Origin of the sequence: Kitasatospora sp. NPDC086801 (assembly GCF_044745805.1) — a bacterium.
Lineage (GTDB): Bacteria > Actinomycetota > Actinomycetes > Streptomycetales > Streptomycetaceae > Kitasatospora.
In genome coordinates this window covers 44510-56199 of sequence record NZ_JBIVAX010000046.1, presented here as the reverse complement: position 1 = coordinate 56199, position 11690 = coordinate 44510, and the positions used below count along the sequence as shown (strand labels likewise).

The 11690-nt window shown below is 72.7% G+C and carries 10 protein-coding genes; 4 read left to right on the top strand and 6 right to left on the bottom strand.

The annotated features are described in order from the left end of the window. Positions 1-90: 90 nt before the first annotated feature. A complete protein-coding gene (locus ACIPLC_RS32710; protein ID WP_400476666.1) occupies positions 91-1041 on the bottom strand; it encodes a LysR substrate-binding domain-containing protein in 951 nt (316 codons plus the stop codon). Between the two features lie 191 nt (positions 1042-1232). Between ACIPLC_RS32710 and ACIPLC_RS32705 the strand changes: the two genes are divergently transcribed. Together ACIPLC_RS32705 and ACIPLC_RS32700 are read left to right on the top strand one after the other, a co-directional pair. Then, positions 1233-1784 (top strand): peroxiredoxin, encoded by a 552-nt coding sequence (locus tag ACIPLC_RS32705; protein ID WP_063347991.1) that lies wholly within the window; start codon positions 1233-1235, stop codon positions 1782-1784. A gap of 3 nt (positions 1785-1787) precedes the next feature. Further along, on the top strand, positions 1788-2330 hold the full coding sequence (locus ACIPLC_RS32700) for an alkyl hydroperoxide reductase (protein WP_400476665.1): 543 nt from the start codon (positions 1788-1790) through the stop codon (positions 2328-2330). A gap of 71 nt (positions 2331-2401) precedes the next feature. On the opposite strand, the gene ACIPLC_RS32695 is transcribed toward ACIPLC_RS32700, so the two are convergent. From ACIPLC_RS32695 to ACIPLC_RS32680, 4 genes are all read right to left on the bottom strand, one after another. After that, complete coding sequence (locus ACIPLC_RS32695) at positions 2402-3796, bottom strand: AI-2E family transporter (protein ID WP_400476664.1); 1395 nt, start codon at positions 3794-3796, stop codon at positions 2402-2404. Positions 3797-4261: 465 nt separating this feature from the next. Continuing rightward, positions 4262-5020 carry a lytic transglycosylase domain-containing protein gene (locus tag ACIPLC_RS32690; protein ID WP_400476663.1) on the bottom strand — a complete coding sequence of 253 codons (759 nt, stop codon included), beginning with the start codon at positions 5018-5020 and terminating at the stop codon, positions 4262-4264. Between the two features lie 433 nt (positions 5021-5453). Beyond that, entirely contained in the window at positions 5454-6788 is a 1335-nt protein-coding gene (locus ACIPLC_RS32685) for a PhoH family protein (RefSeq protein WP_400476662.1), read from the bottom strand. A 205-nt stretch (positions 6789-6993) separates the two neighbouring features. After that, positions 6994-7788, bottom strand: coding sequence for an isoprenyl transferase (locus ACIPLC_RS32680; protein WP_208869076.1), 795 nt, complete (start codon positions 7786-7788; stop codon positions 6994-6996). A gap of 392 nt (positions 7789-8180) precedes the next feature. Here ACIPLC_RS32680 and ACIPLC_RS32675 point away from each other — a divergent pair, with 392 nt between their 5' ends. Continuing rightward, positions 8181-9800, top strand: a complete 1620-nt coding sequence (locus tag ACIPLC_RS32675; RefSeq protein WP_400476661.1) for a chitinase — start codon at positions 8181-8183, stop codon at positions 9798-9800. 210 nt (positions 9801-10010) lie between these two features. Here the strand turns inward: ACIPLC_RS32675 and ACIPLC_RS32670 are convergent, their stop codons facing one another. After that, on the bottom strand, positions 10011-10724 hold the full coding sequence (locus ACIPLC_RS32670) for a prepilin peptidase (RefSeq protein WP_400476660.1): 714 nt from the start codon (positions 10722-10724) through the stop codon (positions 10011-10013). A 95-nt stretch (positions 10725-10819) separates the two neighbouring features. Here ACIPLC_RS32670 and ACIPLC_RS32665 point away from each other — a divergent pair, with 95 nt between their 5' ends. Beyond that, positions 10820-11536, top strand: a complete 717-nt coding sequence (locus ACIPLC_RS32665) for a hypothetical protein (protein ID WP_400476659.1) — start codon at positions 10820-10822, stop codon at positions 11534-11536. The last annotated feature ends 154 nt before the right edge of the window (positions 11537-11690 follow it).

Below are 11690 nucleotides of genomic sequence, written 5' to 3'. Positions count from 1 at the left end.
TGGAGACGTCGTCATCAAGCCCGTTCCCAGGCCAGTCACTACAGACGCCAAGCCGCGACCCAAGCATGATCGTGATCTACAGCTGGAGTACTAGGAGACGATCCGGACCGGGAGTTCGGCCAGCACCTCGCGCAACGAGGCCGCGAAGCGCTCGTACTCGGCGCTGCGGGCCGAGCCCGGGCGGGTGGCCAGCCCGATCCGGCGGCCGGGAGTCGGGGCGGCGAAGCGGACGGCGGCCAGCCGGTCGGTGCGGCCGGCCTCGACGTCCAGCGCGGTGGCGGGCAGCAGCGTCACCCCGAGGCCGCCGGCGACCAGCTGGACCAGGGTGGACAGGCCGGCCGCGCGGGTGGTGGAGCCCCCGGGATCGGCACCGACCTCACGGCAGATGTCGAGGGCCTGGTCGCGCAGGCAGTGGCCCTCCTCCAGCAGCAGCACGTCCAGGTCGAGCAGCACGTCGCGCGGGACGTCGATCCGCCCGGCGAGCGGGTGGTCGGGCGGGGTGACCAGGACGAAGTCCTCGTCGAACAGCGGGATGTCGCGGGTCGGCGAGGTGCCGCCGGCCGGGAGCGCGAGCAGCAGGACGTCCAGCCGCCCGGCGGCCAGCCCCTCCAGCAGCGCGGGGGTGCGCTCCTCGTGGACGTGCAGTTCCAGCTCCGGGAAGCGGTCGCGGACCAGCCGCAGCACGGTGGGCAACAGGTAGGGCGCGACGGTCGGGATGACACCGAGGTGCAGCGGCCCGGTGAACGGACGGCGGGCGGCCTCGACCTCCTCGGTCAGGGCTTGCAGCGAGGCGAGCACCCGACGTGCGTGCTCGCGCACGCGCTCACCCAGGGGGGTGATGATCACCCTGCGCGTCGTACGCTCGACCAGTTGCGCGCCCAGCGACTCCTCCAGTGCCGCGACCGCCCCGGACAGGGCCGGCTGGCTGGTCCCGGTGGCGGCGGCGGCCTCCCGGAAGTGCCGGTGCTCGGCGACCGCGAGGAAGGCCCTGAGCTGGGCGACGGTCGGCGCCCGGGGGCTGCGGACTGTGGCGCTCGCCACAGCGGCCTCGGGTTTGGCGGCGACGCCCCTGCGGGGGCGGGGCCGGGACGTGGGCGGTTCGGTACTGATAGCCATCTCCGATCAGACACATCAAGTCTAGCTATTTCCCTGATCAGTCCACGATGTGGAACCGTAGGACGTGTCCGGAATCCGGACAAACTCCCCTCAGTCTCACTTCAGGAGAAGCGAACGTGCTCACGATCGGTGACAAGTTCCCCGAGTTCGAACTCAACGCCTGCGTCGACCTGGACGCCGCGAACGCCTTCGCCGAGATCAACCACAAGTCCTACGAGGGCAAGTGGAAGATCGTCTTCTTCTGGCCGATGGACTTCACCTTCGTCTGCCCGACCGAGATCGCCGCGTTCGGCAAGCTGAACGACGAGTTCGCGGACCGCGACGCCCAGATCCTCGGCGTCTCCGGCGACTCCGAGTTCGTGCACCACGCCTGGCGCAAGGACCACAAGGACCTGCGCGACCTGCCCTTCCCGATGCTGGCCGACGTCAAGCACGACCTGATGCGCGCCTGCGGCGTCGAGGGCGCCGACGGCACCGCCCAGCGCGCGGTGTTCATCGTCGACCCGAACAACGAGATCCAGTTCGTCATGGTGACCGCCGGCTCCGTCGGCCGTAACCCCAAGGAGGTCCTGCGGGTGCTGGACGCCCTGCAGACCGACGAGCTGTGCCCGTGCAACTGGACCAAGGGCGAGGACACCCTCGACGCCCAGGCCCTGCTGGCGGGCTGACCCATGGCCCTCGACGACCTGAAGGCCGCCCTCCCGGACTACGCCAAGGACCTCAAGCTCAACCTGGGCTCGGTCATCGGCAACTCCGACCTCCCCGCCCAGCAGCTCTGGGGCACCGTGCTGTCCTGCGCGATGGCCACCCGCAGCCCCGCCGTGCTGCGCGAGCTGGAGCCCGAGGCCAAGGCCAACCTCTCCCCGGAGGCGTACACCGCCGCCAAGGGCGCGGCCGCGATCATGGGGATGAACAACGTCTACTACCGGACGCTGCACCTGCTCTCCGACAAGGAGTACAGCACGATGCGGGCCGGCCTGCGGATGAACATCATCGGCACCCCGGGCGTCGAGAAGGTCGACTTCGAGCTCTGGTGCTTCGCGGTCTCGGCCATCAACGGCTGCGGCCAGTGCCTCGACTCGCACGAGGCCGTGCTGCGCAAGGCCGGCGTCGAGCGCGAGGTCGTCCAGGCCTCGATGAAGATCGCCGCCGTCCTGCAGGCCGTGGCCGGCGTCCTCGACTCCGAGGCCGCCCTCGCCGCCGCCGGCGCCTGACGGACCCCGCACCAACGCCGACGGGCCCCTCCCGGACACCACATCCGGGAGGGGCCCGTCGGCGTTGTGCTTCAGCCCCGGCCCTCCGCGGCCGGAGCGGCGGAGGTCCGGGCGGCCTCGCGGGCGGCCTCCAGGGCGGTGAAGACGGCCTGGCCGGCCTCGTTGCGCCGACGCAGGTGGGTGATCACGGTGTTGGTGACGGCGATCAGCGGGACGGCCACCACCGCACCGCCGATGCCGCCGATGATGCCGCCGGCCGCGACGCCGAGGACGACGCCCAGCGGGTGCACCCGGACGGCCCGGCCGAGGATCAGCGGCTGCAGGATGTGGCTCTCTATCTGCATCACCGCGACCAGCACGATCAGCACCATCAGCGCCGTCCACGGCCCCTCGGTGACCAGGGCGATCAGCATCGCGACCGTGCCGGTGACGAGTGCGCCGACCAGCGGGACGAAGGCGCCCAGGAAGATGATCACGGCCAGCGGCATCGCCATCGGCACGCCCAGCAGGTCGATGCCGATGCCGATGCAGACCGCGTCGATGAAGGCCACGCACACGGTGCCGCGCACGTACGCGGTGAGCGTCGCCCAGGCCTTCGGGCCGGCGCCGGCCATGGCGAAGCGGGAGTGCCGGGGCAGCCCGCGCAGCGCCCAGTTCCAGATCCGCGAGCCGTCGTAGAGGAAGAAGAAGGTGGTGAAGAAGGCCAGCGCCACGGCGGTCAGCACCTCGACGGCGATCTGCGCGCCGGTCAGGCTGGCCGAGGTGATCTGGTCGGTGTTGGTGGTGATCGCCTTGCCGATCTGGTCGGCGTAGTCGTTGATCTGCTGCTGGGTCAGGTGCAGCGGCCCGGTGCTCAGCCAGTCCCGCAGCTGGTCGACGCCGTCCTTCACCTTGCTGGTGACCGTCGACAGGTTGGTGGACACCTGCCAGACCACGAACCAGCCGACCAGCCCGATCCCGGCCAGACCGCTCAGGAACACCCCGCCCGCCGCCAGCGAGCGCGGCACGCCGTGCCGGCGCAGCCAGGAGACCGTCGGCTCCAGCAGCGCGGAGATCAGCAGCGAGGCCAGCACCGCGAAGGCGACCAGCCGCAGCATGTCGACGATGTAGAAGACGACGTAGAGCGCGCCGCCGAGCAGCAGCAGCCGCCAGGTCGACTCGGCGGCCACCCGTAGCCCCCAGGGCACGGCCTCGGCCGGGGTCGCGGGCCGGCCGGGGTGGTACTCCCGGGCGAGGCCGGGCGGTGCGACCGGCACGGGGGCCGCCGGGGCGGGGGCCGGTGCCGCGGCGGGTTCGACCCGCGGGGCCGGCACCGGGTCGGGCGCCTCGGCCAGTACCGGGACGGCGAGCTCGTGCGGGTCAGCCGCCATCGCGGCGCGCCGGCGCCGTTCGATCACGGCGGCCGCGCTCGCCACCACGGCCATGCCCTTGGCCACGGCCTTGAAGGCCTTTCCGCCCCGCGCCATCCTCGCTACCACCGCTCCCCTACTGAGCCGCCGTGCCCGGCGGTACGCCGTGGGTCCTGCCACGGCCGTCAGGGATGACGCTACCCGGCGGCGGCCCGGCGAGTCCGACCCCCGCCGGGTTCGGCTCGAACAACCTCGCCATCAAACCGGGGCAAACCGCCAGGTTTCAGATGGTTTCGGACCTGGATCGCTGGGGAGGAGTCGGGACGAGGCCCCCAGGGGGAGCGAGGCCTCGGACCGTGGACCAACTGTCGGCGGACCGGCCGGTGCGGGAAGCGACCAGGACCCCTTCCCGCGCCCCGCGTCCGCACCGGGCCCGCACCGCCCGCAGGCGCACTGGTCAGCGCAGCCCGGGCGGCGCGGCCCGACTCCCGGTGGGCGGGAACGCGACGGCCCCCGGTCGCTCGTCGGGTGGGACGAGTGCCGGGGGCCGTACGGGAGTCCACCGCCAGGCGGTGGCGACTCCTAGTACCAGTTGTGGGACTGCCAGAACGACCAGGCGCCGCAGGGGCTGCCGTAGCGGCTGTTCATGTAGCCCAGGCCCCACTTGATCTGGGTGGCCGGGTTGGTGCGCCAGTCAGCGCCGGCCGAGGCCATCTTGGTGCCGGGCAGCGCCTGGACCAGGCCGTACGCGCCGGAGCTCCGGTTGGTCGCGGTGTAGTCCCAGCCGCTCTCGCGCTTCACGATCTGGCTGAAGCACTGGAACTGGGTGTCGTCACCGACGACCTGCCGGGCGATGTCCTGGACCGAACCGGGGCTGACCGAGACCGGCGGGGCGCTGTTGTCGGTGGCGGCCATCGCCGAACGGGCCTTGGAGCGGTTGGCAGCGGCCTCGTCGGCCTTGCGCTTCTCCTCGGCGGCCTTGGCGGCCTTGTCCGCATCGGCCTTGGCCTGGGCGTCGGCCTTCGCCTGGGCGTCCGCGGCGGCCTTCTGGCGCGCGGCCTCCTCGGCGGCCTTCTGCTCCGCGGCGGCCTTGGCCGCGGCGTCGGCGGAGGCCTGCTGGGCGGAGGCCTGCTGGCCGATGTTGTCACTCATGGTCTGCGCCTGGGCGCCAGAGGGGACTTCGGCAAGCAGGGTCGCGCCGGCGACATCGACCGTCTGCGTCGTCTTGCCCTCGCTGCCCGAGGCCATACCCACGACGGCACCGACAGCGGTGACGGCGGTGGCGGAGGCCACAGCGACTCCCCGGACCGAGATCCGAGTCACATGGATTCCTTCCAGCATCGCCCACGCGTGACCGTGCGGGCGCAACATGCCCCTTGACACTGACCTCCGCAGGTGCTCTGGTCACGGGAGGTGCTGGCCCGGCGTCCGGCCGAGGTGAGGCGACCGGGCGTTGGAATCGGGCGGCGTACGGCTCATCGGTCTTCAATTGTGCGCCCACCGACCGGAGTTGGTGGACCATCCGGGACCGGACTCCCGGAGTCCGGAAGCCCTGCCGCGCCGTACGCGGGGCCTGACAGAACCCTCACCATGCCGCACCGGGCACTGTCGACGCAATTCCCGTCCGCGTGGCGCATGTCACATTCACCGCACGGGAGTTCCCCGGACGGAAAGCACTCGATGTGATGAAAGGGGCGAGGGCCCGCTCGGTCAAGAGCGGGCCCCGCGCCAAGAGTTGACCGTATTGTCCGACTATGTCCTGGTCAGGGACGGATCACGGGTGGATGTCCTCCAGCATCTCCGTGACCAGCGCCGCGATCGGCGAACGCTCCGAGCGGGTGAGCGTGATGTGGGCGAAGAGCGGATGCCCCTTCAGCTTCTCCACCACCGCCACCACGCCGTCGTACCGGCCCACCCGGAGGTTGTCGCGCTGCGCCACGTCGTGGGTGAGCACCACCCGCGAACCCTGGCCGATCCGGGACAGCACCGTCAGCAGGACGTTCCGCTCCAGCGACTGGGCCTCGTCCACGATCACGAAGGCGTCGTGCAGCGAGCGGCCCCGGATGTGGGTCAGCGGCAGCACCTCCAGCATCCCGCGGGAGATGACCTCCTCGATCACGTCCGGAGTGGTGACGGCGGAGAGGGTGTCGAAGACCGCCTGCGCCCAGGGGCTCATCTTCTCCGACTCGGAGCCCGGCAGGTAGCCGAGCTCCTGCCCGCCGACCGCGTACAGCGGACGGAAGACCATCACCTTGCGGTGCTGCCCCCGCTCCAGCACCGCCTCCAGCCCCGCACACAGCGCCAGCGCGGACTTGCCGGTGCCCGCCCGGCCGCCCATCGAGACGATGCCGACGTCCGGATCGAGCAGCAGGTCCAGCGCGACCCGCTGCTCGGCGCTGCGCCCGCGCAGTCCGAACGCCTCGCGCTCGCCGCGCACCAGCCGGACCCGGCCGTCGCCGGTCACCCGGCCGAGCGCCCGGCCCCGCTCCGAGGTGAGCACCAGCCCGGTGTGCACCGGCAGCTCGTCGGCCCCCTCGACGTCCACCGCGGCGTCGTGGCCGGCCGCGAACAGCGCGTCCACCTGCTCCGCCGGGACGTGCAGCTCGGACATCCCCGTCCAGCCGGAGGTGATGGCGAGCTCGGCCCGGTACTCCTCGGCGAGCAGGCCCACCGAGCTGGCCTTGATCCGCAGCGGCAGGTCCTTGGAGACGACCGTGACGTCGTACCCCTCGGCCTGCAGGTTGCGGGCGACCGCGAGGATCCGGGAGTCCGCCTCGCCGCCGCCCACCCGGTAGCCGGCCGGCAGTATCGACAGGTCGGAGTGGTTGAGCTCGACCCTGATGGTGCCGCCGAGCTCGCCGACCGGGATCGGCTCGTCGAGCCGGCCGTGGCGGATGCGGTAGTCGTCGAGCAGTCGCAGCGCCTGGCGGGCGAAGTAGCCCAGCTCCGGGTGGTGCCGCTTGGCCTCCAGCTCGGTGACGACCACCACCGGCAGGACGACCTCGTGCTCCTCGAAGCGGGTCATGGCGAGCGGGTCCGCCAGGAGCACGCTGGTGTCGAGAACGTACGTGCGCCGGTCTGGCGTCCGGCGGCTCTTGGAACTGACCACTAGGCCTCCAGAGCGGATGACCCTGCGTCATCCGCGGCAAGCCGGCCCCGCTGCCCCGGTGGCCTCGGGACCGGACTGCCAGGAGTATTCCCAGGCGAGGGGCGGTGCATTCGCGCCCCCGGCGAACTGACGGATCATTGCCGGTGAACGTTTGGCCTCACGAGGGCTCCGGGTAGGCCAGCCCTACGGCGGTCACTTCACCCGTTCAGAGGCCCAGTCGCCGGTTGCGCTGCTCGAACGCGCGCAGCGCCCGCAGGAAGTCGACCTTGCGGAAGGCCGGCCAGTACGCCTCGCAGAAGTAGAACTCGCTGTGCGCGCTCTGCCAGAGCAGGAAGCCGGACAGGCGCTGCTCGCCCGAGGTGCGGATGATCAGGTCCGGGTCGGGCTGGTTGCGGGTGTAGAGGTGCTCGGCGATGTGCTCGACGTCGAGGATCTCGGCCAGTTCCTCGATCGAGGTGCCGCGCCCGGCGTGCTCCTGAAGCAGCGAGCGGACGGCGTCGGCGATCTCGTGCCGGCCCCCGTAGCCGACCGCGACGTTGACGGTGATGCCGTCGATGTCGGCGGTCTCCTCGGCGGCCCGCTTGAGCACGTCGGCGGTGTGCTGCGGGAGCAGGTCCAGCGCGCCGACCGGGTGGACCTTCCAGCGGCGGGCGGCGGCCAGTCCGGTGACGGCGTCCTCGATGATGCCGAGCAGCGGGACGAGCTCGTCGGCGGGGCGGTCGAGGTTGTCGGTGGAGAGCATCCAGAGGGTGACGACCTTGACGTGGGTCTCGTCGCACCAGCCGAGGAACTCGCTGATCTTGTCGGCGCCGCGCTGGTGGCCGTACACGGTGGTGCCCCCGGCGGCCTTCGCCCAGCGGCGGTTGCCGTCCAGGATCACGCCGATGTGGTGCGGGGTGCGGGCGAGGTGGACCTCGACCCGGCGGCCGTAGAGCCCGTACATCCCGCCCAGCAGGGTGCGCAGCCCCGGCGTCCGTTCGGCGACATCGCGCAGACCCATGATTCCCGGCCCCTCCGTGCTCGTTCAGCTGGTGCGTCAACGCCCCGGCGCAGCCTACTCCGGCGGGCAGGCACACGGTAAAGCCGCAGGTAGCGGTCTGGTCACGGTCCTGTACGGAGTCCGTCCCGGCGGGCGTGTCGCGGGCCTTCCCGGGGTGCTCCGACCGCGGACACGGAACGGTCTCCGAATCCTTAAAGAATCCGTAAGCCGACTGTCCGATGCTTGACGACCGGCAATGGTCTAGTCCAGCTTTTGATCCAAGGCGGAACGAACCCCACACGACCCCGCCCCGCCTCCCCTCCCCCACGCACCACTGCGGACCTCCCCTCCCCCACACGCGGCCGCCGCGCCCCCCACCGCGGCGGCCGCTCCCTCCCCAGGAGCGTCACCCCATGGCCCGTACGCTGAACCAGCCTGCGCACAAGCGCCGGCGCAGCCCCCTCCCGGCCGTCGCGGCCGGCGCCACCGCCCTCGCCCTGGCCGGCGGCGGCCTGGCCCTCTTCGCCGGCGGTGCCAGCGCGGCCGTCGGCAACCTGGTCACCAACGGCGGCTTCGACAGCGGGCTGGGCGGCTGGACCTGCGCCGGCGCGGCGACCACCGTCTCCTCCCCGGCCCACTCCGGCACCGGCGCGCTGCAGGCCACCCCGGGCGCCGGCGACACCGCCGAGTGCACCCAGACCATCAGCGTGCTGCCCAACACCAGCTACACGCTGAGCGCCTGGGTCCAGGGCCCGTACGTCTACCTCGGCGCGCGCGGCACCGGCGGCACCGATCCGTCCGCCTGGTCGAACCAGAGCGGCTGGAACCAGCTGTCCACCACCTTCACCACCGGCGCGAACGCCACCAGCGTCACCGTCTACCTGCACGGCTGGTACGGCCAGAGCGCCTACCTCGCCGACGACGTGAGCCTGATCGGCCCGGGCGGCCCCTCCACGCCGAGCCCGACCGCCACCGCCACCCCGTCGCCGACCGCCACGGCCACCGCGACCTCCTCGCCCACAGCGACCTCCTCCCCCACGGCGACCGGCACGCCGACGGCCACCGCGACCCCGACCCAGACCGCGACGCCGACCCCCACGGCCACCGCGACCGCCACCACCCCGCCGGCCACCGGCCTGCCCGCGCACGCGGTCACCGGCTACTGGCAGAACTTCGACAACGGCTCGACCCCGCAGCGCCTCGGCGACGTGCAGAGCGCCTACGACATCATCGCGGTGTCCTTCGCCGACGCCGTGCCCACCCAGACCGGCGCGATCAGCTTCACCCTCGACCCGGGCCTGTCCAAGGCCCTCGGCGGCTACACCGACGCGCAGTTCCGCGCCGACATCAAGGCCAAGCAGGCGGCCGGCAAGAAGGTCGTCCTCTCCATCGGCGGCCAGAACGGCGCGATCACCGTCGGCGACGCCACCGCCGGCAACAACTTCGCCAACAGCGCCTACGCGATCATCAAGGACTACGGCTTCGACGGCGTCGACGTCGACCTGGAGAACGGCGTCCAGGCCGGCCCGCTCGGCAACGCGCTGCACACCCTGCAGGCCAAGGTCGGCCCCGGCTTCGTCCTGACCATGGCGCCCGAGACGATCGGGATGTACAGCACCGCCGGCGCCTACTTCCAGCTGGCGCTGAACACCAAGGACATCCTCACCGTCGTCAACACCCAGTTCTACAACTCGGGCGGCATGAACGGCTGCGACGGCAAGGTCTACAACCAGGGCACCGTCGACTTCATCACCTCGCAGGTCTGCACCCACATCCAGGGCGGCCTGCGGCCCGACCAGGTCGGCATCGGCGTCCCCGCCTCCGCCAAGGCGGCCGGCGGCGGCTACGTCCCGCCGACCGTGGTGAACAACGCGCTGGACTGCCTGGCCACCGGCAACAACTGCGGCAGCTTCGTCCCGCCGGCCAAGTGGCCGACCATCCGCGGCGCGATGACCTGGTCCACCAACTGGGACGCCAACAACGGCAACGCCTTCTCCACCACGGTCGGCCCGTTCGTCCACAAGATGCCGTAATCCCCCACCCGCCGAATCCCCCGCCGGCGTGCCGCTCCTTGAGGGTGGGGCCTGCGCGCCGGCAGAGGGCCCGCCGTACCCGACCCGGTACGGCGGGCCCTCCCGTGTCCAGGCCGGGGCCGGTCGGGGCCGGTCGGGTCTGGTTCGGTCGGGTCTGGTTCGGCCCGGTTCAGCCCGGTCTGGTCCGGTCCGGTCTCGTCGGCCTGAGTGCTACCGGGCCAGCACCGCCAGCAGCGCGCCGAGCAGCAGGAACGGGCCGACCGGGACGTCGAGTCCGCGCACCGGGCGCCGGCGGGCCAGCGCGACGGCGGCCCGCAGGATCGCCCAGAGCCCGGCGAGCACCACCGCGGCGAACAGCCCGCCGACCGCCACCGGCCAGCCGTACCAGCCGAGCAGCCCGCCCAGGGCGAACCCCAGCGGGGAGTCACCGGGGCCCAACGCGCCGATCCAGACCGCCAGTTCGAGCAGAGCCCCGACCGCGAGCGCCACCAGCAGGCAGCGCAGCAGCACCCCCGGGCGCCCGGCGGCCAGCGCCGCCACCACCAGCAGGGCGGCCACCCCGCCGGCCAGCGGCAGAGTCAGCCGGTACGGAAGCCGGCGCACCCGGGCGTCGACGAAGCCGAGCACCACGCCGAGCCCGGCCGCCCAGCCCAGCGCCGCGGCCGACGGCCCGTCCGCCGCGTACGCCAGCGCGGCGGCGACCACGGCCGCCACCAGCTCCACCGACCAGGCGCCCGCGCCCAACCGCTCCCGGCAGCCCGGGCAGCGCCCGGTCGGCGGCAGCAGCCGCACCCCGCGCCCGCACAACGGGCAGGCGCCGCACCAGGGTTCGCCCTCCGGCACGGCGAACCTGGCGACCAGCCCGCGCAGCAGTGGAGCCACCAGAAATCCGGCCAGCACCGCGCCGACTGCGGCTACCATCACCGGCGCACCCCCTCTCGATCGACGCCGGCACGACCGTGCGGCACCCGGAGACCGGGCGGGGCGCACCGACCACATCATCCAACGGGGGAACGACCATGACGAAGACCCAGTCCGTCCGAAGGATCGCGGCCGCCCTGCCCGCGGCGGCGCTCGTCCTGGCGCTGTCGGCCTGCGGGCCGGACAACGCCGACCCGCCGGCCGGACCGAGCACCCCGGCCGCGCCGCCCACCGGCGCCGCCCCCGCCTCCACGGCTCCCGGCGCCCCGACCGGCTCCGCAGCCCCGACCGCCGCGGGCGCCCCGACCGCCCCGACCACCCAGGCCGGACCGCAGCCGTCGGCCACCGCCGGCGGCAACAACGTCACCCAGGTCAGCTACGACCGCCCGCTGCCGTTCGGCGCCACCGGCCGCTACGTCGGCAAGAGCTCGGTGGTGGACGCCACCGCGGTCTCGATCGTCAAGGGCAAGGCCGCCGAGATCGCCCCGTTCAACCTCCCGTCGGCGACCACCGGCGGCAAGACGCCGTACTTCGTCACCGTCTCCTTCACCAACCGCACCGGCGGCCCACTGGCCGAGGACGCCTACATGATGCGGGTCTGGGTGAAGCCCCAGGACCACTCGGCGGGCGCACTGCCGGCCGCGACCCTGCAGAAGGCGATCCCGCAGTGCGACACCCGGTCGCTGGTCACGCTCGCGGACGGGCAGTCCGTCAAGCTGTGTGCCGTCTATCTCGTCCCGAACGAGGCCCCGCCCAGCTTCCTCACGTACGGGAACATCATGGACACCGCACCCCTGGTTTGGAAGGTCGGCTGACGCCCCCGCCTGCCGATCCAAGGAGACGCCTCCGGGCGGGGGGGGGGGGGGGCCCCGGGCCCCCCCCCCCCCCCCCCCCGGGGGCCCCCCCCCCCGCGCGCCCCCCCGGGCGCCCAGACACGCGCGCCCGCAGACGGAGGAGACCACAGACCCG